This window comes from Exiguobacterium sp. UBA7533, assembly GCF_002479335.1.
Lineage (GTDB): Bacteria > Bacillota > Bacilli > Exiguobacteriales > Exiguobacteriaceae > Exiguobacterium_A.
On sequence record NZ_DLMP01000001.1, the window covers coordinates 775,547 to 797,154 of the forward strand.

The window sequence follows — 21,608 nt, forward strand, 5'->3', positions numbered from 1 at the left end:
TAAAACAAACAATCTCATGAAAAAGAGAACGACATCGTGAAATGTCATCCTCTTTTTACATACTTAAGGTGTTCGGAAATTAATCGTGAAGTACGGTGCATTGTCTCGGAATGCCACACCGACATCGGCTTGCTTGTACTCTTTTTTCAAAATATTTTCTCGGTGTCCTTGTGAATTCATTAGACCCCAATGCGCGGCAAAGACGTTCGGATAACCCATCGAGAGGTTTTCGCCAGCATAGCTGAACGTGATTCCTCCGCGTTTCATCCGGTCGAAAGGATCACGACCTTGTGGATCTGTATGCGAGAAGAAATTATGTTTCGCCATGTTTTCGCTGTGACCACGGGTGACCGGCTTCAATGCTGTGTACGGTGCTAACGGATTCAACTTATAATCAGCACGTTCCCAGTTCATCAAACGAAGCATCAGTTTCTCATCCGTCGTCCGTAGCGCATTTGACGATGTACCGTAGAAGCCTTTTTTCTTCGCTTCGACGTCTTTTGGAATCGCAAGTGTCGCTTTGACTTTATTGCCGTCATGTTGATCGAAGAAGTACGTCACATAGTTGCCTTTCTTCTCATAAACGGCGGCATGGTCCAGATTCAGCATGTAGTTTGTGTTGCCTTTACGATAGGATTTCACTGCGGTCCAACCCTTTTTCTTCAAGGAGGATTCCGTATCCTTATTCAATACTGCACCTTGTGTCGTCACACCGTTTTTGAAACGATATTTTCCGTAGTCCTTACCATCCTTCGTTAAGGCGACGAATTCTTCCGTTGAAGTCCGTCTGACTTCCCAGTCATATCCGGGATACTCACTGCTATATCGATCAATCAGCTTGCCGCCACTTTTCGGGTAATCGGCTTCTGCCTGTTCCATTGGAATGTTTTCGTAGCTGAAAAAGGCTATCGCTGCTACTCCGATGATCAACCATTTTTTCATGTCGTCGTTTCGCCTCCTTTAATCTCATTACCTTTATTTTAAAAGAAATTGTTTCCCCCGAACAGTCATTGACTCTCATTTGTCTAAATCACATCTTCTGTCCACAAACCTGACACATTTCATGAGAACGCTCTTCCTTTAGTGAAATGCTTTCTTTTAAACGATTCTTGAAAACATTTAGTACAGAGACTAAAGTATATTCCCCTTTTCTTAAAATGTGTGAACATTCTTTTATTTCATTCTCAGCGAATTTTGGTTGCTCTCCGAATCTTGACTCGGTATCATTAAAATTCGTAAGCCAAACTTTCAATGCTTTTCCAAATAACATAATGATATGAAGGAGCTGACCTATGGTTTTACTGTATTTCATTTATGAATCCATTGCCTTTTTACCCATTCAACAATACTTATTCTCCGGCTGGATGATCCTTGTCGCCTTGACTGTATCCTTTAGCTTAGCCAATGCCCACGAAGATGTTCGTCTCAATCAACGACTTGGATTTGAAATACTCGTTCCAGGTTCCGGTATGTTGCTCTCAAAACAATTCATTCCTGGTCTCGCTATCATTCTATTATTGATCATCATTCACTTCACGTATATGTTCCGTGCCATCCCGTTACCCGTTGCCTTAATTTCCACACTCTCGATCAGTACACTCTCACTTCTTTTACTCTTTATCCCAGCACGCAAAAAAGCGGACCGCTAAGTCCGCTTTTTTTGATTTTATTGGTATTTCGTTGTTTCAGCTAGTTTGTATTTGTTCGACAATTCAAGCCAGATCGTTTTGCCTTTGATTGTCTTCACTTGAATGTATGGACGCCCTTGTGACACGCGAAGTGCGAGCAATTCACCTTGTTGATCGGCGTGTGTTTCACTGGCTTTATCCCAGTTGCGACCCAATTTACGTTCAATGAAGATGTGTTTTCCTTTTTGAACAGCACGCCAGATACCGACTTCTGCCGTTCCTTTGACCGGTACTGCCGTTTGTGCACCTTGAATCGAGATGATTGCTGGATCGTGGTCACTCGCGCTACCGTCTGCTTCCATGTAATCCGAGTTGATGTTGACGATATCCGACGATGTATACGACTTCAAGTTATTCGAAATTAAGATATGGTCGAGTACTTGCGCATTTCCGTTATAGACGTACGAGTAACGCTCAGATTTCGGAAGATCATCGACTGTGTTCCAGAGATTTTTCCCTTTCAGGATGTCTAACGTTTCTGAGAACTGGAAGTCGTTGAGGTCACCAAGAACGACGACATTCGAATCTTTGACTTCCGCCTTCAATTCAGAAACGAAGTTTTGGACGATGTTCGCAATCGCATGACGCTGGACTTCACTCTTACGAACGACCGGTTGGTTTTTACCGAAGTCAGCTCCATCGCCACCTTTTGAGTTGAAGTGGTTGACGATGACATGATATGAATCACCATTGAAGAGGAATTCCGCGACGAGCGGTTTCCGCGAACTCGCGAAGTTCGGATCCGTCGGCTGAATGCGACCCGGGTTTTTCGTCAGCTTGCCATTTTCAACTGCCACGGCTTCCGTCGCTCCACCTTTTTCTCCTGGTGCGAGTGATACACGCGCTGGATTGTAGAGGAACCCGACACGGATGTTTCCGCCTGGTTGCCCGCCGTCCTTTTTATCTTCTGGTGCGATGTCCGTATACGCATACCGGACACCTGTTTTTGCTTCGATCGCTGCGATCAATGTCTCAAATGATTTCGAAGCGTCGACTGTGCCGCTATCTGTTGCGCCGTCGTTATCCTGCATCTCTGTCAAACCAACGATGTCTGGTGTCTTCAGGAATGTCGCGATGCCTTCCGAGACACGATCAACTTTTCCAGCATCCGCTGTCGACGCGAAGTTCTCGACGTTGTATGAAGCGACAGTCAGGCGTGATTCACCCGTTTCAATGTTCGTCGGTTGACGTTCCGCTTTGCTCGTAACGAGTTTCGGAAGGTCTGCTGCTTTTGCGAGTACTTTGTAAGCCGAATAGTTGTAGCTCATGACACCCTCAATCGTTCCATCGAATGTGTCTCCGGCTTTCGCACGATACGATGAACTTCCCATCTCGACGAACAAGCGCTCCGGATTGACGTTGTCCTTCGTCAGAATCGGTGTGCCACGTTTCGTATAGACCTTGTTTGCGTCTGTTTGTGTACGGACTGGGATCGTCCGGTTCGCTTGTGGTCCTGTGACGATCGCGTTCGGTAAAGCAACACGCATGCCTTCTAAGCTTTCGTATAAATCGATCGCATCTTCTTCCGGGTCAAACTGAGTGAAGGAATCGTTATCGACGACTTGAGTCGGAATCAAGACGCCTTTATCACCAAGGATGATGCTCGCTGGTAACCCTTCGTTGAGCGCACCCTTTACGAGATTGACTGTACTGATTTCCGTAACGGCTAGATCCGTATCGAATTTATCGCTGTATCCGCCAAGGATCCATTCCTTGACGTAACCTGTCGTCGCGACCTTTTGTCCAACGGCAGCACCGTGGTTTTTCGCGTAGACGAGAATACCTTCTGATGTCCGGCTGTCGTTATCCGGATTTGGATCCTGCATATAGAAGTTGTTCGCGTCAACGACATACGTGACGACACCCGTCGTCCGGACGAGTTGATCTGCGTATGGTGATGTGTGCGCGACGCCTTGGATACTGCTGATTTTAGTGATTGGTGGTGCGATGTAGTACTTGAATGTCGAGACAGCTGACGTTTTCCCGTCCTTGACAGCAACCGCTTGAATCGTCACTTCGTCATTGATCGTAATCGGTGATGTGTAAACCGGACTGTCAACAGTCGGTGTCGTACCATCAACTGTATAATGGATCGTTCCTTCACCTGACAGTGTCACTTGATCCCCACGCTCGACCTCACCGACTGGAGTAGCCGTTGGTGCAACGAGAATATCGCCGGCTTCCGTTTGATGGCTACCGAGATTCGTCAGTGTATCGACAGGAAAGCTCGTCCACTGTGATGGTTCATACGTCTTAACACCTGATGTAACACCTGATTTCCGAACAAGTGTCGTGTCTTTTGCGAAATCAACGGATGAACCGATCGGTCCGATGATATCAAGGACAACGTCGCCCTTTTTTAATGCAACCGGATCATTTCCGTTGAAGTTCAACGAACCCGTCGTCATTTGCGCTTTTGCTTTGATGTCTGCATTCGCACTTGAATTCGCGATAACGAATGTTTTACCTGGATCTACTTTTCCCGATAATGTGATTTTGGACTCAGATGGTCCACCGTTCGTGTATTGAACGAGTGTATAGTCTGCTAAATCAATGATTTGCCCCGATCCATTGTATAGCTCGATTGCCTTGTTGTTACTTGTTCCTTCTATGTATTCAGACAAGATGACGCCTTCGCCTTCTGCCCCGACAAGACCCGCTTGTGGAAGGATTCCTGCAGTCAATACTCCGGCCAATGCCCACTTTCCAAACGTACTGCCGTATTTCATGATGTGACCCCCTATTGAATTTTCTGACACTTCTTTATAATATCAGATTATATTCAAAAGAGTGTATATTTTTCGTAAAAAAAGATACCATCCTTCGTAAATGAAAGAAATGGTATCGCTTACAATATTTTATTGTTCGTCTTTGTGACTTTCGTACCATTTTTCAGCTTGTGATGTCGCAATCGGAATAGCGCGTCCCTCTTCATACCCTTCTTCTAACAAAGCGTTCGCGATCTCAATCGCTTTTTTTCGAAGCGGTGGATCAAAGTTCTTGAATGAATCCGGATAGTTGTTCTCATTCCATGGCATGTCGTCACCCCCTTCTTTCCGCTTTACCCGAAAAAAGGCATAAAAAAAACGCCTCATCAGCGTGTCGTTGTTTTTGGTTGTCATGAGAATCGAGGATTACAGGTGATCAAAACACCTGAAACGACGAAAGCCCTACCTCTCTTTCGTTGTTACGGCTCCTTGGCCGCGCCAGCTGAATCAAGCATTTTAGCAAGAATCGTGATGCGTCTGCAACGGACGCATGATACTGGGATTTTTAGAAATAGCTCGGGAATGAGCGGAAAAGTATCGATTGGAAGGTTTATCTTGCTGGGTCGACTTCTTCCCGTAGTATGAAGAAGGACAAAATAAAAGCGATGACTTATGTCTGACTCATTTGTCAGTAGCGGTCTAAAAATCCTGACCTGTCGATTTAATTGTATGATATGGATTGAAGATTCTCACATGAGTGATCATCCCCGATTCATGACTTATATTAATTTATCATACTTTCTTTTACAAAGTCAATCTTTCTTTTGGAAAATCGTTTTCCCTCGTCTTGGAATCAGAGTTGCACCTGCTACAAAAGCCGAGTATCGTGAAGAGGACTCATTACTATAGAAGAAACGAGGGAAATCCATCATGTCGAATCGACTTATCCATGAAACGAGTCCCTATCTATTGCAACATGCCCACCACCCTGTCGATTGGTACCCCTGGGGTGAGGATGCCTTCACTGCCGCGCGAGAGACTGGTAAGCCAATCTTTTTATCAATCGGGTATTCGACGTGCCACTGGTGCCATGTGCTGGCACACGAAAGTTTCGAAGATGAAGAAACGGCACGACTCTTAAATGAACGCTATATCTCGATCAAAGTCGACCGAGAAGAACGTCCCGACATCGATCATTTGTACATGACGGCTGCTCAAGTCATGAACGGACAAGGCGGCTGGCCGCTGAGCGTCTTCATGACAGCGGATCAACAGCCATTTTATATCGGCACGTATTTTCCAAAAACGCCTCAGTTCAATCGTCCGAGTTTTCGTCAAGTGACACTCCAGCTTAGCGAACAATTCCGCCGTTCACCAGAGAAAATCGCACAAGTCGGTCAGAATATGTCGCAGACGCTTCGCGACGTATTGCAGCCTGCGACGTCTACCCGTACTTGGGATGAATCGATCATTCATGACACTTTCGATCAAGCGATGCGACAATTTGATCGTCAACATGGCGGATTCGGAGAGGCACCGAAGTTCCCGTCGCCTGCCCTGCTCCGTTTCTTGCTCGATTATTATCAGTTCGCGGAAGACGAGACGGCACTTCATATGGTCATGCGATCGCTGATCGCGATGCGTGACGGCGGGATGACGGATCAAGTCGGCTACGGTCTATTCCGCTACACGGTCGATGCCAAGTGGGAAATTCCTCATTTCGAGAAGATGCTCTATGACAATGCCTGGTTTGCGACAGTATGCATCGAAACGTATCAAGCATCGGGTCAAACTCGCTTCCGTCGCTACGCAGAAGAAGTGCTGACGTTTGTAGAACAGGAGCTGACCGCACCGGACGGCACCTTTTATGCGGCACTGGATGCAGATAGCGAAGGGGGCGAAGGACATTTTTATACGTTCACGGAGTGTGAGCTGACCGACCTACTCGGGCCAAACGCGCTGTTCCCCCGCTTCTATCATGCTTCAGCATTGGGAAACTTTGAGGGACGGAACGTCTTTTACCGGACAGGACGAACACTCGAGGCATTCGCGCGTTCCATTCACTTATCGCTTGCTGAAACAGCGTCGCAACTCGAACACGAGCGCCAAATTCTTCTTCGTGCGCGAAATGAACGCATGCGTCCATTCCGTGATGATAAACGGTTGACATCGTGGAATGCGATGATGATCTCGACGTTCGCTAAAGCCGGTCGTGTGTTTGGCGAACCGTATTATACACGTGTCGCAACGCGTGCCATGACGTCCCTCGAACGATTCGTTCGTACTGAACAGCATCTTGCAGTCCATTACCGCGATGGACAAGCAACCGGTCACGGTTTCCTCGATGACTATGCGTACATGATTGATGCACATCTTGAACTATTCCAGTCTACACACCATGCTCTCCATCTAAAGGAAGCTTTAGCATTTGCAGATGTGCTGCAGGACCAGTTCCAGACAGCAGATGGTTATTTTTATCTGACGTCGTCACGCTCCGACAAACTACTTGTTCGTCCACTCGATCTGTATGATGGCGTCACACCTGCCGGAAATAGCATTGCCTTGAACGCCCTTTTCACGCTCAGTCGTCTTACTGGTCGTCTCGTTTATCAAAAGAGTGCTGAACGGGCTCTCGCAACCTTAATAGAGGAAGTCGAGCAACAACCGACTGGATTCGCCTCACTTGTCAGTACCTTCACCTACCGGCAGATGGAACCGAAGGAATTGATTATCTTGCTTCCGGAAGAAGTAGCTATCCCGGTCGAAATCGAGCAACTGCAACAGTTACGCTTACCGGAAGTTGCTTTGTTGATCGGTACGAAGCGCGACCTTCTTCCGCACGTCCCACTGCTTGCGGAGTATCCAGAACCAGACGCACCAACGGCTTATCTCTGTCATGATTTTTCCTGCGAACGTCCGACGACGCGTTTAACGGAAATCCTCGCACGTCTCAATATCTAACCATATCCCCTCTTGTTTAAAAAAACAGGAGGGTTTTTCAAAAAACCAGACCCCTTTTTTCAAAATTATTCAATCTTTTGTTCATAAAAATCCGATATTGTCGATAGTAAGGATAGGCAATAGATTTTACAACTTAGACTTAGACATCCTAGAAGCCGATTCCGTCCATCCGGACGAATATCTACTAGGAGGAAAGATACTTTGAACACGACATTATTCTCGAAGACCTTGAAGGTGTTCGCAAGCTTTCTCATCGTTTTTAGCATCGTTTTGACATCTCTTCCGATGGCTGAAGCAGCAACGACGAAAGCGACGACCTACCGTCTGTCTACCGATAGTTATCTGTACGATAAGACGGCATCTTCTCGGAAACGCTTGTTGACGATCAAGACCGGAACTGTCGTTTCATCTACGTATGCTTCTGGCTCGTTCAGAAGGGTCACATATGCTGGAAAAACGGGATATGTCGCGTCGAAATACCTCACGCTGTATGAAAAGAAACAAACCGTTTCAGGACAGCGCTACCTCGTCCTCAAAAAGACACCGATCAAAAAGACAGCAGTGGATACTGCAACGACGATCGGCACGTTGAACGAAGAGGATGTGTACTACACGTCACAACGTGTGACGAATCCATATGGCGAGACATGGTACCGCGTCAAATATGACGGCAAGACAGGCTATGTCGCAGCTGGCGCAAAAGCGGTCGCGTATAAAAAGGTGACGAACACGACGTTAAAGACGATCGATGCTTACATCTTGCGTCAGTACGCTGGAACAGGTTATCCCAAAGTTCAGACCATTCCATCTGGAAAAGAGGTCAAAGTCGTCGGTCGGATCGAAAAATGGGTCAGTATCCAGTACGACGGGAAGACAGGCTACATGCATCAAGATGCGTTCGCCTCTTCTGAAAAGCAAAATGTGACATTAATTCCACAAACACGGTATCAGACGAAAAGTGTGACACCACTTTACAGTCAAGCCGAGGCAAAACAAAGTCTAGCGAGTCTACCAAAAGGTACGGTCGTCACCTCGAATGCTAAGACGGCAATCTATCATCAAGTCACATATGCCGGAAAGACAGGGTATGTCTTATCCGCTACGTTGGCAGAATACACAGAAAAAACAAAGCTTCCGTCTTCACGCTTCTTGTTGACATCACCACTCGTCATCAAAACGACACCTACTGAGAATGGAGAAGCACTTGCGACACTGAGTGCCGGAAACGTCTATTATACGAAAACACGTGTGACGAATCCGCTCGGCGAAACATGGCATCAAGTATCGAAGGAAGGTAAAATCGGATTCGTACCAGCCAATCAAGGGACAGCGATTGCATACGAAACTGAATCAAACCTCTCTTTAAAAACGACGGCATCGACGGCGATTCGTTCGTATGCTGGTCCATCGTATGCAACAGTACAAACGATTCCGAGCAATACCGTCATCAAAATTTCTGGACGGATCGGGAATTGGTACCGTGTCAGTTATAACGGTAAAACGGGATATGCCGCATCAAACACGTTTACGACACTTGCGACGAAACAAACGATTTCAGGCGCCCGCTTCGAACTGGAAAATACGGTTTCCATCAAATCTTCACCCGACGCACAAGCATCGACACTTGCAACACTGCAGAGCGGTGACATCTATTACACGACACAGCTCGTCACGTCAAACGGACAGCAATGGCATCGTGTCAGTAAGGATGGAAAGACGGGCTACATCCCTGTCAACCAAGGCAAGAGTGTGCAGTACCAATCGGACCGGATCGTCATGCAGACGACGGCTTCGACTCCACTTCGCTCGTATGCCGGAAACACTTACGCGACCGTTAAAACGATTCCTTCTGGCACAAGCATCACCGTCACTGGAATGATCGACGACTGGTATCGTGTGACGTACAGCGGGAAGACGGGTTATATCGCTTCACGTTACGCCAAGGAAAAAGTCATGACGCAATCGATTCCTTCTTCTTATTATCGCCTTGAACGTACCGTCGAAGTGAAAGCATCGCACCATGCGACAGCAGAAACCGTCGTTCGCCTTTCTTTTGGAGACGTCTACACGACGAATCAAGTCGTCACGAATGGTCATTCCGAGCAATGGCATCGCCTGACAGTCGATGGGAAGACCGGCTACGTTCAAATCAATCAAGGTTCACAGGTCACCTATGAGAGCGTTAATAACCACCGCTATCAAGCAACGACGGATACGACACTCCAGTCGGATGCCGGTTCAGCCTATGCGACAGTGACGAAGCTACCAAAAGCAGCCGTCGTTCAAGTAACAGGCAGTCTCGATCAGTGGTTAAAGATCAGCTACGCTGGGAAGAATGGCTATGTCTTAAAATCAACACTGACACCGTATACCGAAACGAAAAAGATCACAGGTGCACGCTTCTTGTCGAATGAATCGCTCGTCGTCAAACAAGCACCGGACGATCAAGCATCGAATGTCACGACACTCGCGTTCGGAAATGTCTATTACACTTCTGCTTTGATCACGTCGTACACGAACACGTCGTGGCATAAAGTAACGATCGACGGGAAAACGGGTTATATCCGTACCGGACAAAATACGTCATCGATCAAATATGAATCAAAGGACAAAATGTATGTACGGGCAACATCAGACGCTGCCTTACGGTCTTACGTTGGTAGCTCCTATAATGTCATCAAGACGATTCCGAAAAACCTCGTCGTTACTGTCTCCGGTCAAATCGGTGATTGGTATAAGATTTCTTATGATGGAAAAAGTGGGTACGCGTATAAGGGGGCGTTCGTGACGACTTCTTCGAAATTAAACGTCTATAACTCTGTCGCGACACCGTATACGTTCGATACCTTCATCAGCGCCCAGATGAAACTAAATCCATCACCACAAACGGATATCTATAAAGATAAATTGATGTATGTCAGTACGGGTTACGTCCGTCTCGGCGGCGCACTTGATCCAGTCAATGGAACAATTGCGACTGTCACAGCGACGACACCACTTAACATCCGCTCTGGTGCTTCGACGGCGAGTCACGTCTACGGTCAGTTCCAACCTGGTCGAATGATTCGCGTCTATCAATCAGTCAGTGGCTTCTATACGACAAAGCCACGTGTCTACACGAGTGCGACAAGTGGTTACTCAACGATCCAATGGTTGAATGCACTGGAAACGGACGTCCGTGATGTTGCCGATCCACTGAAAGTCGACCGCAACTCTTCTGCGTTCTATCAGTTCCTCGATCTCTCGAAAACGACAGGAGCATCGGCTGCGACACTTGATAAGATGTTAGCGAACGTAACGAAAGGACTCGGGATCTTCAACAAGTGTAGCAACGGTAGTTGTGGACAAGCGTTCATCGATGCTGGTCAAAAATACAGCGTCAACGAAGCTTACTTGATCTCACACGCTTTACTTGAGACAGGCAATGGACAATCGACACTCGCAATGGGTGTGACATGGAATGGACGTAAAGTCTATAACATGTATGGAATCGGTGCGTATGATTATGATGCGATCAACACCGGCGCTGCTTATGCCTATAAAATGGGCTGGTTTACACCAGAAGCGGCAATCGTCGGTGGTGCTGAATTCATCAGCACGAAGTACATCCATAATGAATACGGACAAAACACGCTCTACAAGATGCGTTGGAGTCCGATGCGTCCTGGTAGCCATCAATACGCAACAGACATGGGATGGGCCGTTAAGCAAACGTCTCGGATCTATTCACTCTATCAACAAATGGATAGCTACACAGCTGTCTTTGATATTCCAGTCTTCGCTCGTTAAGGAGACGATGAACCAACGTCTTTAAATCAATGAATGTGTTCCAACATCAAAAAAAGGAAAGACCGTTCTGGTGATCCCACCGGAACGGTCTTTCCTTTTTCATTAGTAGCGAACGAGCAGGATCATCCTCAGCTCCTGCAGGAAAAGAAAGCGCGCTCGGCACTTTCGACAGGGATAGGTAAGACCCGGTAGACCGCATGAAATGCGAGGATGTCGCAGCTTACCTCCCGCCTGCGGAAAGGGAGGATGACCAACTGACTCGTTCGTCTTATGAAACGATAGACTGATGATGTTGCGAAGAAAACCCCTGCATTTACGCGGAAGGGCTCCCCTAGCGTTCCATGTCATCGGCGACGATTTGGATATCGATTCCGCGGACATGACGCATGATTTCATTGATGATCGATCCGCGTCGGATTTCCTGCCAGCGGGTCCGCGCGGATTGACCGAGGACGATTTGCGTGATGCGATGATGTTTGGCAGCGGCAGTAATCGCTTGAGCAATCGAACGTTCGCCTTGAATCCGGATCAGCACTTCTGCTCCGAACAAGGCACCACTCTCCCGCACCATCGCAAGCACTTCCTTCTGTTTCGCATTCAATTGATTTTCCGCTGCCGGTAAAATCGTCAGAACATACAGTTCCGCCTTTAATCGACTTGCCATGCGAAATCCGCGATAGATCAACTTTCGCGCGTTATCATTAAGCTGGATGCAGACGAGAATCCGTTCTTGTAACGTCGCCGGGTCTTTTTCAATCAACAAACGTGATTGATAGACTTGATCGTCGACTTCGTCCGCGACTTGTCGTAACGATAACTCCCGTAAGCTCGCGAGATTCTGAAGCGAGAAGAACGAATTCAGACTCTGTTCAATCTTTTCTTTCTTGTAGATTTTCCCTTGCTCGAGTCTCTCCCGTAACGTTTGCGGCGTCACGTCGACGAGTAAGATCTCATCGGCCTCTCCGAGAAATGGATCCGGGATTCGCTCCCGGACCTCGACACCCGTCACTTCTTTGACTTTAAAGAGTAAGCTTTCGAAGTGCTGGATGTTGACGGCCGAGTAAACGTTGATCCCGGCGTCAAGGAGTGCCGCGACATCTTGATAGCGTTTTTTCCGTTCTGATCCGGGAGCATTCGTATGCGCCAGTTCATCGATCAGGACAATATCCGGGTGACGGGCAATGATCGCGTCCACGTTCACCTCAGGAAACACTTTCTCTTTATAGACGACTTCAAGTAACGGGACTTGTTCAAGCTGTCCGACCATCTCCGCCGTCTCTTTTCGACCGTGCGTCTCGATCAGACCGATGACGACATCCTTGCCTTCAAGCGTCAAGGTTCGTGCATCGGCAAGCATCTTATACGTTTTTCCGACACCGGGAGCTGAGCCGATATAAAGCTTCAGCTTTCCCCGTGTCATGATTTGCTCCGATCAAGTGCTAGGTTTAAAAGGAGGACATTGACGTAATCATGCGTCCCGGCTTCTTTCGTGATTAGCTTGCGTACCTCGTCATGCGATAGGTCGCGTGCGGTTGCGATACGCTTCGCTTGATCCAAAGCATAAGCGACTGAGATATGCGGATCGAAACCAGAACCGGATGTCACGAGGGCATCGTCCGGAAGCGAAGCGCCGTCCTCTCGATTCTGTTTCTGCAATGCCGCTATCTTCGTACCAAGCTCCGGGTTCGATGCTGCCAAGTTATCCCCAGCAGATGATCCCGCTAATTGATCGACCGCTGATGGACGTCCGTGAAAATACTGTTTCGACGTGAACGGTTGGGCAATCAATTCCGATCCAATGAATTTTCCGTTTTCCTGTACGAGTGAACCGGCTGCTTTATCCGGTACGAGAATCTGACCGAACAGCGTCAACAAGGCGGGAAAGACGATCCCGCATAATGCTGTGATGAAGATCGTCACACGAATGGCTTGTTTCATGATTCGTTTTCTCCTTAAAGGATGCTTGCAAGCAAGACATCGATGATTTTAATCCCAATGAACGGTACGATGACACCACCAAGACCGTAGATGAGTAAGTTACGCCCGAGCAATTGATCGGCTGTCATCGGTTTATACGAGACACCTTTCATCGCGAGCGGGATCAGCATCGGGATGATGATCGCGTTAAAGATTAGAGCCGACAAAATTGCTGTCGTCGGGGAATCGAGTCGCATGATGTTGAGTACTTCCATCTGCGGAATCGCGACCATGAACATCGCCGGGATGATCGCAAAATATTTTGCGACATCGTTTGCGATCGAGAACGTCGTCAACGCTCCCCGTGTCATCAAGAGCTGCTTTCCGATTTCGACGACTTCGATGATCTTCGTTGGGTTCGAATCAAGATCGATCATGTTCGCTGCTTCTTTCGCAGCTTGTGTCCCACTGTTCATCGCTAGACCTACGTCCGCTTGAGCGAGTGCTGGTGCATCATTCGTACCGTCCCCTGTCATCGCGACGAGGTGACCAGCTGCTTGTTCTTGCTGAATGACACGAATTTTATCTTCCGGTTTACATTCTGCGACGAAGTCATCAACGCCTGCTTCGCGAGCGATCGTTGCTGCCGTTAACGGATTGTCGCCGGTACACATGATCGTTTTGATCCCCATCTCACGCAACCGATCAAACCGTTCCCGCATTCCTGGTTTGACGGTGTCTTTCAAGTAAATGACTCCAAGAATCGTCGCATCCATCGCAACGACAAGTGGGGTTCCACCTAAGCGTGAGACGGAATCGATCGTTTCTTGCAAATCATTCGGAATCGTTCCACCTTGTTCTGTCACCCATTCTTGGATCGCTTGTCCCGCTCCTTTACGCACCCGGCGACCATCCGTCAAATCAAGACCTGACATCCGTGTTTCCGCGCGAAACGGAATGATTTCTGCGCCATCTAACCACTGGCGCTCGACTGGCATGTCTCGTAGTTCTGCGAGTTCTAAGACGGATCGTCCTTCCGGTGTCTCATCGGCTAACGAAGCGATGATCGCCCCTTCGAATGCTTGCTCGGAAGAGCGTCCACCGACAGGCGTGATTTCCGACGCCATCCGGTTCCCGAACGTGATCGTTCCCGTTTTATCTAAGATGATCGTTTGGATATCCCCTGCTGCTTCGACCGCCTTCCCGCTCATCGCGATGACGTTAAAACGGGTGACACGGTCCATCCCGGCGATGCCGATCGCGGACAGCAAGCCACCGATCGTCGTCGGAATCAAACAGACGAGCAAAGCGATCAAGATTGGACCAGAAAGATTGAATCCAAGATAGTTCGTAAAGACTGGTAACGTCATGACGACGAGTAAGAAAATCAATGTCAAGCTCGTCAACAGTGTTGATAAAGCGAGCTCGTTCGGTGTCTTTTGACGGCTTGCGCCTTCGACGAGCGCGATCATCTGATCGAGGAACGATTCCCCTGGATTACTCGTGATCCGGATTTCAATCTCATCACTAACGACGAGTGTTCCACCGATGACCGATGAGAAATCACCGCCCGCTTCCTTGATGACTGGTGCCGATTCCCCTGTGATCGCCGATTCATCAATCGAAGCAAGACCTTTGATGATCTCACCGTCACCTGGTACATATTCACCGGCCCGGACGAAGACGATGTCGCCTTTCCGGAGTGTCGCGGACGAGACACTCTCAATCAATTGTCCGACACGTTTACGTGCCATGACGTCCGCTTTCGACGCTTTTAGCGAGTCTGCTTGTGCTTTCCCGCGTCCTTCGGCGATCGATTCTGCGAAGTTTGCGAACAAGACCGTCAAGAAGAGGATGATGCTGACCGTCAAGTTAAATCCACGCATCTCATCAATGAAGATCGTATAGCCGATTGCGAGCAAACAACCGATCCAGACGACGAACATGATTGGTTGTTTGATCATGTTGACGGGATTCATTTTTTTAAAGGCGTCGATTATCGCCTGGCGCGCGATTGAGCCGTTGATTGCTGATTTGGATTGCTGTTCCGGCTGCCCATTCGGTTGGTGTTCGTCGGACGTCGGATGCATGATACGTTCCATCATATGCTTTTATCTCCTGTTCACATCGTCAGCCAGTCCGCGACCGGTCCAAGTACGAGCACTGGCAAGAATGTCAATGCACCGACGAGTACGACCGTACCGAGGAAGACTGTTCCGAAGAGTGGTGTGTCTGTTTTGAATGAAAACTCATCTTGCGGCACGGATGGCTTCGCCTTCAGCGAACCAACGATCGCAAGCATTAAAATCAATGGAATGTAGCGTCCGAAGAATAATGCGAACGACGTCGAGACGTTCCAGTAGACATTTGCGTCCCCGAGTCCTTCAAAGCCTGATCCGTTGTTCGCCGTCGCGGATGTGAATTCATACAGGACTTGCGATAGCCCGTGATAGCCTGGATTCGAGATGCCGGCGACGCCTGGTGCGACGTACATCGAGATCGCTGTTCCGACGAGAATCAAGAAAGGAGGCACGAGAAGTGCGATCGCGATCATCTTCACTTCGAACGTCTCGATTTTCTTACCGAGGAACGTCGGTGTCCGACCGATCAAGAGACCTGTCAGGAAGACTGCGACAAAAGCATAAAGCAAGACATTCAAGAATCCAGCGCCGGCACCGCCGTACACGACGTTCAGCATCATGTTGCCGAGCTGAATCAAACCAGCAAGCGGATGAAGCGAGTCATGCATCGCGTTGACAGCACCCGTCTCGGCTGCTGTCGTAATCGAGCTGTAGAGCGCTGTACCGACTTGACCGAAGCGTAATTCCTGACCATGTGCGGTTGGATTTGCAAACAGGCTACCTGCCATTCCGAACGTCATCATGATAAATAAAATCGTCATGACGCCAAGGAAAAGACGTCCTTGTTTCGCAGAACCGATAATTTTGCCATACGCGACAGGAAGTGACATCGGAATCAATAACATTAAGAACATCTGGATGAAGTTAACGAACTGGTTCGGGTTCTCAAACGGATGGGCACCGTTTGCTCCGAAGAAACCACCGCCGTTGTTACCAAGCTGTTTGATGACCTCAAACGCTGCGACCGGTCCACGGTAAATCAACTGCTTCGCCCCTTCAAGCGTCGTGACGCTGATTGCGCCACTAAACGTCTGTGGTACGCCGAGTAAAATCATCAACATCCCGAAGAACAATGAAATCGGAAGCAGGATGCGGAAGATGAAGCGAACGAAGTCGGCGTAGAAGTTACCGAGCGGTTTATTCGCAAGACCACGGATGACAGCGATACAGACCGTGAATGCCATCGTCGGTGCAACGAATAACATCGTTCCGAGGACGAACGTTTGTGAGAGATACGATAACGCTTCACCTGAATAATGCTGTTGATCGGTGTTCGTCATGAAGCTGATCGTCGTATGGAGCGCTGTCGACCAGTCAAGATTAGCGGCGCCGTTCGGATTGAGCGGTAAACTTCCTTGAAAGCGAAGCAACAAATACCCACTGATGAAAAACAGTAGATTGACGACTAATAGACTTTTTGAATAGCCGACCCACGATTGATCTTGTTTCTTTTCATCGACACCGAGTAACGATAGAAGGCGTCGTTCGACCTTACCGATTGTATCGACTCGACGCTCTGCGATCGGTGCGAAGTACATCCCGATGTAGCGACCGAGCAAGACCGCTGCACAAAGTGCAATGACGAGTAGGATCCAAAATTGGATCAGGAATTGAGTCCACATGTTTTTCTTTTCTCCCTATGCGATTAGAATTTTTCTGGATAGATCAGACAATAACCGAGATACAAAAAGACGAGACATCCCATTGCTAGTAAAAACCACGTCATTTCCGGTCACCTGCTCTCCACTGGACACGTTCGATCAGTCGAATCATTCCGAACGTCGTACCGAAGAAGAAGACGAGCAGTACGATACTCCATAGTTCTCCCATTATGAAATTACCCCCATATTATTCAATATTTTTACAATTAAGCACAACAAAAAGACGATGTGAGGCGAAAAACGGCCCCAGCATCGCCTTTATAACTTGGCATACTGAAAAAAGAGTCGTTCCCTCCTAAAAACGCCTGCGAGGTTAGCTGTCGGATTCGGGCATACCTAGGATTTCGCCCTACCTTTCCCGTTCGGAAAGGATTCACCCCGTGTCACGTGTCGTGACGATTGGGTCCCCCGCTTCAATCATGAATTCGGCGTACTTTGAGATCGAAGCATTAACATGTTAGTGTTCGTTGATGAGATGGATATTACTCCGATTTTTTAAGGATGTAAATAGAAAAAATGAAAAAAAAATAGTCTGATTTTTTAATGACTTACTTTCGAAAAATAGTGTTTTTTGACTCTATGCTATAGAAGAAAAAAAACCACAGAAATCGATTCTTTCATCTAAAATGGAGGAGCTCCTTTTTAGATCGAATCGCTCTGCGGTTTCATAAGCAAATCAGAATTATGATTGCTGATTCATTTTGGCATGGACCGTCAAAGGAGCTAGCATCGTCACCCATAGGGCAACCACTCCAGAAACAAGAATCACAATATCGCGTTCAAATCCAAGCGTCAGTAAGGTAATACAACTTCCGACGAGGACGAGACAAAGCGTCGCGATCATGACGAACCGCGATTGTTTCAACATTTTTCTCATGTGGCATCTCTCCTTTCCTTCCATATTCCTTTTCATCGTAACAAAGATTGACATCAAATGCGTCGTTGATACTTGATTGTGATGTTTCTGTCATCACGCAAGTAATGATAGCAGACGACAGGAAAACGGATTTGTTACACTAGAGAAGTACTTAAAAAGGGGGAATTGATATGTTACAAGATCATTCATTTCAACGCGTCGACGGAACGTCGGCATCCTTAAGTGACTACCCAGCTCAAGCATGGCTGATCGTTAATACAGCCAGTAAATGCGGCTTGACGCCACAGTTCGAAGGACTGGAACAATTGCATCAAGACTATCGTTCGCAAGGATTGACCGTACTTGGTTTCCCATGTAATCAGTTCGCGAACCAAGACCCCGGAACGGACGAGGAGATTCAGTCGTTCTGCCAAGTCAACTACGGCGTGACGTTCCCCGTCTTCTCAAAAATCGATGTCAACGGTGAGCAAGCACATCCGTTATTCGAAGAACTGAAAGCACAAGCACCGACGACGGACGGTACAACAGACATCGAGTGGAATTTCACGAAATTCCTCGTGACTCGTGATGGAGAAGTGACGCGGTTCTCTCCAAAAACGAATCCAACGGATTTGACGGCAGCGATCGAACGATTGCTCGTTCAAGTCTAAAAGGTAAAGCTTCCCTCCTTCTCCCTTGAAGGAACGGAAGCTTATTTTTATGTTGTTCCTGGCTCAAGATGACGGCTAATCATCTCTTCCGCCAATCGTTTGACATCATCGATATCGCGCATTTCCGTGAACGGATGCCCCCAGACGATCAGCTCTTCGATTTCTTCAATCGGTTGCGTCGTGTATCGTGTACCATCGGCGACGAACTCTTGCGCGATCGTCGATTCAAAGGCAGCATACTTCAGGAGCCACGGTTTCTCACTCAAAATTTTGTGGGCATGCTTCACCTGCTTGAATGTCACATCGCCGACGAGGACGACGGGATCGAATCGTTCATGGAGAGGATGCGTATATTGAACAGAGATCAGCAATCCATGTTGGTTCGTTTTTTCCTGTTGTCGGACATACGTCCGCGTCAGGAAATGTGGAACGAGTGACTCCGCACTCTCTTTCGTCTGATGGATGCTCAAACCATGTTCCGTTTGAACGACATCCGGTAGGACTGGTTCGTATCCACGATTCGCTAATTGTTGATCGAGCTCTTTGAATAACAGCAAAGTATGTTCGACAAGCGCTCGGACTTGGCGAAACGATAATTGGATCGATTGATTGATCATAGGATGACCTACTTTCTCTAAAAGTATGGCAATATACAGTTATTTACCCAAACTTTTCCGACTTCATCCCTGTTTCAGCGAAAGTTCCTCGAGCCACTTACGTGTTTGCTCCTGTATACGCGTTTTCGTCTGTTCCGGGTCGAGGGTGATCTTCTGATCGACATGAATCGATCGACAATCAAGTGCCTGCAGGATGTTTTCTTCGACGATTCCTGCAAGGATCAGACAAGGAACGCCAGCTGTTCTCGCCATCCGCGTGACCTCACCTGGCAACTTACCGATTTGGCTTTGACGGTCGACCCGTCCTTCCCCTGTCCAGACATAATCCGCTTGTTGCATCCGCTCTGCTACACGAAGGTGTTGCAAGATCGTCGATGCGCCCGGAACGATCCGTCCACCAAGCGCATACACGGCTCCACCGAGTCCGCCGGCTGCCCCTGCTCCTTTGACGCCCTCTAATCCAAGTAACTTTCCAATCTGTTCGAGTTGTTGATCGAGTTTTATGATGTCATCCGGAAGCAGTCCTTTTTGTGGACCAAACAGATAAGCCGGACCATCTAGACCATGATAGGGAGCTGTCACATCTACGAGGGCTTCCAGCTGAACCGGATACGTTGAACAATGAATGGTCTGCGTCTCAAGTAATGGATTCGTATGGAACAAAATCGGCTTACCCGAGGCATCTTGAAGACGACAACCGACTTCCGCGAGTAATCCAAGTCCCCCATCCGTCGTACCTGTCCCCCCTAACGCCAGTCGGATACTTGTTATTCCTTGATCGCGTAACTGTTCCATCAAACGCCCGACACCACGCGTATTCACTCGAACAGGATCATCTCCGCTTTGTCGCATCGGCAGTCCACAAATACGCGCGACTTCGATGACGGCGTCTAAATCTTTTACGGCATACTGTACTTCACACGGACGACCTGCTAGATCAATCGTCACGGCCGTCTTTTCCTCATATCCAAGCGCGAGATAGACTTCAAGCGTTCCTTCCCCACCGTCCGCGACAGGTGAGGAATCGATGATCGCGGTTGGATCATATGCCAGTATTCCAGACGTGACGGCTTCTGCTGCCTCCTTCGAAGAAATACTACCTTTGAACGCATCCATTAAAATCAAGTGACGTTCCATCTGTAAGCTCTCCCTTCAAAAATCTCATATCAAGTTTTGATTGCGTTTCCAATTAATGTTACGATGATACTAATTTCAAATTACCATTACCTTATCTGACATTTCATTTTACATACACAGGAGGTCTTATCCCATGGAACGCTGTTCGTTATGTGGAACACCACTTCGTCAACACGATACGACTTGTTCGCATTGCCAACATCCTGTTATCAAGAAAGAACAACTCGCCGAACCACCCACTTCGTCCACTTCACGGACTTGGCTCATCAGTACCTGCCTTTTGCTCTTTCTCGTCGGAGGAGCCGGTTTCCTGTGGTATTCGCTACAAGATCCCGTTTCCCCTGAAGCGGGTCAGACACCTAGTGTCGAAGCACTCGCGCTTTCGGAATGGTCCGATGAACAAACAGCGTACAATCAAACGTACTCGAAAGACCGTCCTCCAACGTCCTATGATGTCCTTCGCTTCGTCCGTCAATATACTCGGACGATTCCGGAGCTTGCGACATTCTCGAAGAAATACGATTCCATCGAGACGTTTTCTGCGATCCAGTTCACGACTTTGAACGTCTTTGAATCAGAGTTCAAGCATCTCCATCGTATAACGAATGCCGTTGATGCCCCTGTCGCTCCAAGTGTTCTCGCCGTGAAATTCCAAAAATTCACGTCAAAGGGAGTTACGTATCATTTACGTACACAAGAAACGTACCAAATTGCGACAGCAAACGGTTCAGAGCCTGTGACGTATCGCGTCCATTATCGTCTGAAAGTGCATACGGATCATCTTCAAATCATTGATGTTAATCGAACGGAGGTGACTTCATGAAACGAGTGCTCCTTTGTCTGCCTCTTTGTCTTCTGATGGCGTGTTCGCCAGAAACATCTAGGATTCAAGAACAGCTCGAGCAGCAAACCTACACCCGTGCCGTCGAACGATCGGAACAAGATATCGATGAACCGGCTGCTCAGCTGATGGTTCAGCTTGAACGACAGCTTGCTGGTTATCAACTGCGTGATGTCTTAAAAACAGCGGAAGCAATCGAACATCTTCAACTCACAACAGATCATCCTGTTCGAAAAAGGGCAGAAGCCATTGCCCTCAGTGCAAAAGAGATGTTGAAGCAAGTCAAACAGTTCGAAGGTACGTATGAAGTCGAACGAAGTATACTCGAAGACGAGCCGTTCGACGGAACCGGACGTATTCATGTGTCTTTTGACAAGCAGGACACATTCATCGCGATGATTCGCTTTGAGCAGTTCGGTCTCCCGGACGCACTCCGAAACGACGAAGAGATCATTCGTTTTGAACCGGATTTATCTGCTCGTATCAACTTATCCGAAGGACAAGTCAGTTACCGCTTCGCCCGCTCGACACTTCGTGTGACGTTCGAAGGACCGAGCGGTAAGCGGATTTATCAACTCAAACAACTATCAAAGAAGTAAACGCTAAAATGCCGCTCCACTT

General features: G+C 48.0%; 17 protein-coding genes and 1 riboswitch. Of the genes, 6 read left to right on the forward strand and 11 right to left on the reverse strand.

Annotation, left to right across the window (positions count from 1 at the left end):
• Positions 1 to 63: 63 nt before the first annotated feature.
• Positions 64 to 942, reverse strand: a complete 879-nt coding sequence (locus B2U10_RS03870) for a CAP domain-containing protein (RefSeq protein WP_290785723.1) — start codon at positions 940 to 942, stop codon at positions 64 to 66.
• Between the two features lie 350 nt (positions 943 to 1,292).
• Here B2U10_RS03870 and B2U10_RS03875 point away from each other — a divergent pair, with 350 nt between their 5' ends.
• Positions 1,293 to 1,649 (forward strand): hypothetical protein, encoded by a 357-nt coding sequence (locus tag B2U10_RS03875; RefSeq protein WP_035410328.1) that lies wholly within the window; start codon positions 1,293 to 1,295, stop codon positions 1,647 to 1,649.
• 17 nt (positions 1,650 to 1,666) lie between these two features.
• Here the strand turns inward: B2U10_RS03875 and B2U10_RS03880 are convergent, their stop codons facing one another.
• Positions 1,667 to 4,417, reverse strand: coding sequence for an FN3 associated domain-containing protein (locus B2U10_RS03880; protein WP_290785727.1), 2,751 nt, complete (start codon positions 4,415 to 4,417; stop codon positions 1,667 to 1,669).
• Positions 4,418 to 4,546: 129 nt separating this feature from the next.
• Entirely contained in the window at positions 4,547 to 4,726 is a 180-nt protein-coding gene (locus B2U10_RS03885) for a hypothetical protein (RefSeq protein WP_035410333.1), read from the reverse strand.
• Between the two features lie 600 nt (positions 4,727 to 5,326).
• Here B2U10_RS03885 and B2U10_RS03890 point away from each other — a divergent pair.
• Both B2U10_RS03890 and B2U10_RS03895 read left to right on the forward strand, forming a co-directional pair.
• Complete coding sequence (locus B2U10_RS03890; RefSeq protein ID WP_290785730.1) at positions 5,327 to 7,357, forward strand: thioredoxin domain-containing protein; 2,031 nt, start codon at positions 5,327 to 5,329, stop codon at positions 7,355 to 7,357.
• A 201-nt stretch (positions 7,358 to 7,558) separates the two neighbouring features.
• Positions 7,559 to 11,146, forward strand: coding sequence for an SH3 domain-containing protein (locus B2U10_RS03895; protein WP_290785733.1), 3,588 nt, complete (start codon positions 7,559 to 7,561; stop codon positions 11,144 to 11,146).
• 331 nt (positions 11,147 to 11,477) lie between these two features.
• Here the strand turns inward: B2U10_RS03895 and B2U10_RS03900 are convergent, their stop codons facing one another.
• The 6 genes from B2U10_RS03900 to B2U10_RS03920 all read right to left on the reverse strand — a co-directional run bounded on the left by B2U10_RS03900 (position 11,478) and on the right by B2U10_RS03920 (position 17,742).
• Positions 11,478 to 12,566: a universal stress protein gene (locus B2U10_RS03900; protein ID WP_056063215.1), complete on the reverse strand. Its 1,089-nt coding sequence runs from the start codon at positions 12,564 to 12,566 to the stop codon at positions 11,478 to 11,480.
• Positions 12,563 to 13,084, reverse strand: a complete 522-nt coding sequence (gene kdpC, locus B2U10_RS03905) for a K(+)-transporting ATPase subunit C (RefSeq protein WP_290752674.1) — start codon at positions 13,082 to 13,084, stop codon at positions 12,563 to 12,565. The genes B2U10_RS03900 and kdpC overlap by 4 nt, the downstream gene beginning before the upstream one ends.
• 14 nt (positions 13,085 to 13,098) lie before the next feature.
• Positions 13,099 to 15,168, reverse strand: coding sequence for a potassium-transporting ATPase subunit KdpB (gene kdpB, locus B2U10_RS03910; protein WP_290785737.1), 2,070 nt, complete (start codon positions 15,166 to 15,168; stop codon positions 13,099 to 13,101).
• 17 nt (positions 15,169 to 15,185) lie between these two features.
• Positions 15,186 to 16,826 carry a potassium-transporting ATPase subunit KdpA gene (gene kdpA, locus B2U10_RS03915; RefSeq protein WP_290785741.1) on the reverse strand — a complete coding sequence of 547 codons (1,641 nt, stop codon included), beginning with the start codon at positions 16,824 to 16,826 and terminating at the stop codon, positions 15,186 to 15,188.
• A 23-nt stretch (positions 16,827 to 16,849) separates the two neighbouring features.
• Positions 16,850 to 16,930: a potassium-transporting ATPase subunit F gene (locus B2U10_RS15535; RefSeq protein ID WP_081780413.1), complete on the reverse strand. Its 81-nt coding sequence runs from the start codon at positions 16,928 to 16,930 to the stop codon at positions 16,850 to 16,852.
• Positions 16,931 to 17,152: 222 nt separating this feature from the next.
• Positions 17,153 to 17,306: riboswitch (cyclic di-AMP (ydaO/yuaA leader) on the reverse strand.
• 241 nt (positions 17,307 to 17,547) lie between these two features.
• Positions 17,548 to 17,742 carry a hypothetical protein gene (locus tag B2U10_RS03920; RefSeq protein WP_023469379.1) on the reverse strand — a complete coding sequence of 65 codons (195 nt, stop codon included), beginning with the start codon at positions 17,740 to 17,742 and terminating at the stop codon, positions 17,548 to 17,550.
• 170 nt (positions 17,743 to 17,912) lie between these two features.
• Between B2U10_RS03920 and B2U10_RS03925 the strand changes: the two genes are divergently transcribed.
• Positions 17,913 to 18,392: a glutathione peroxidase gene (locus B2U10_RS03925; protein ID WP_035410348.1), complete on the forward strand. Its 480-nt coding sequence runs from the start codon at positions 17,913 to 17,915 to the stop codon at positions 18,390 to 18,392.
• Between the two features lie 47 nt (positions 18,393 to 18,439).
• Here B2U10_RS03925 and B2U10_RS03930 read toward each other — a convergent pair whose 3' ends face one another.
• Positions 18,440 to 19,009, reverse strand: a complete 570-nt coding sequence (locus tag B2U10_RS03930; protein WP_290784492.1) for a hypothetical protein — start codon at positions 19,007 to 19,009, stop codon at positions 18,440 to 18,442.
• 63 nt (positions 19,010 to 19,072) lie between these two features.
• Positions 19,073 to 20,146: a glycerate kinase gene (locus B2U10_RS03935; protein ID WP_290785744.1), complete on the reverse strand. Its 1,074-nt coding sequence runs from the start codon at positions 20,144 to 20,146 to the stop codon at positions 19,073 to 19,075.
• A gap of 133 nt (positions 20,147 to 20,279) precedes the next feature.
• Here B2U10_RS03935 and B2U10_RS03940 point away from each other — a divergent pair, with 133 nt between their 5' ends.
• Both B2U10_RS03940 and B2U10_RS03945 read left to right on the forward strand, forming a co-directional pair.
• Positions 20,280 to 20,969, forward strand: coding sequence for a hypothetical protein (locus B2U10_RS03940; protein WP_290785747.1), 690 nt, complete (start codon positions 20,280 to 20,282; stop codon positions 20,967 to 20,969).
• Positions 20,966 to 21,586 carry a hypothetical protein gene (locus B2U10_RS03945; RefSeq protein WP_290785750.1) on the forward strand — a complete coding sequence of 207 codons (621 nt, stop codon included), beginning with the start codon at positions 20,966 to 20,968 and terminating at the stop codon, positions 21,584 to 21,586. Before B2U10_RS03940 ends, B2U10_RS03945 begins: the two co-directional genes overlap by 4 nt.
• The last annotated feature ends 22 nt before the right edge of the window (positions 21,587 to 21,608 follow it).

Bases quoted from the DNA above. Each gene is read 5' to 3' on its own strand.
- kdpC (WP_290752674.1), bottom strand. From the start codon at position 13,084: ATGAAACAAGCCATTCGTGTGACGATCTTCATCACAGCATTATGCGGG.
- B2U10_RS03925 (WP_035410348.1), top strand. From the start codon at position 17,913: ATGTTACAAGATCATTCATTTCAACGCGTCGACGGAACGTCGGCATCC.
- B2U10_RS03875 (WP_035410328.1), top strand. From the start codon at position 1,293: ATGGTTTTACTGTATTTCATTTATGAATCCATTGCCTTTTTACCCATT.
- B2U10_RS03940 (WP_290785747.1), top strand. From the start codon at position 20,280: ATGGAACGCTGTTCGTTATGTGGAACACCACTTCGTCAACACGATACG.
- kdpA (WP_290785741.1), bottom strand. From the start codon at position 16,826: ATGTGGACTCAATTCCTGATCCAATTTTGGATCCTACTCGTCATTGCA.
- B2U10_RS03900 (WP_056063215.1), bottom strand. From the start codon at position 12,566: ATGACACGGGGAAAGCTGAAGCTTTATATCGGCTCAGCTCCCGGTGTC.
- B2U10_RS15535 (WP_081780413.1), bottom strand. From the start codon at position 16,930: ATGACGTGGTTTTTACTAGCAATGGGATGTCTCGTCTTTTTGTATCTC.
- B2U10_RS03945 (WP_290785750.1), top strand. From the start codon at position 20,966: ATGAAACGAGTGCTCCTTTGTCTGCCTCTTTGTCTTCTGATGGCGTGT.
- B2U10_RS03880 (WP_290785727.1), bottom strand. From the start codon at position 4,417: ATGAAATACGGCAGTACGTTTGGAAAGTGGGCATTGGCCGGAGTATTG.
- kdpB (WP_290785737.1), bottom strand. From the start codon at position 15,168: ATGATGGAACGTATCATGCATCCGACGTCCGACGAACACCAACCGAAT.
- B2U10_RS03870 (WP_290785723.1), bottom strand. From the start codon at position 942: ATGAAAAAATGGTTGATCATCGGAGTAGCAGCGATAGCCTTTTTCAGC.
- B2U10_RS03930 (WP_290784492.1), bottom strand. From the start codon at position 19,009: ATGATCAATCAATCGATCCAATTATCGTTTCGCCAAGTCCGAGCGCTT.
- B2U10_RS03935 (WP_290785744.1), bottom strand. From the start codon at position 20,146: ATGGAACGTCACTTGATTTTAATGGATGCGTTCAAAGGTAGTATTTCT.
- B2U10_RS03885 (WP_035410333.1), bottom strand. From the start codon at position 4,726: ATGCCATGGAATGAGAACAACTATCCGGATTCATTCAAGAACTTTGAT.
- B2U10_RS03890 (WP_290785730.1), top strand. From the start codon at position 5,327: ATGTCGAATCGACTTATCCATGAAACGAGTCCCTATCTATTGCAACAT.
- B2U10_RS03920 (WP_023469379.1), bottom strand. From the start codon at position 17,742: ATGAGAAAAATGTTGAAACAATCGCGGTTCGTCATGATCGCGACGCTT.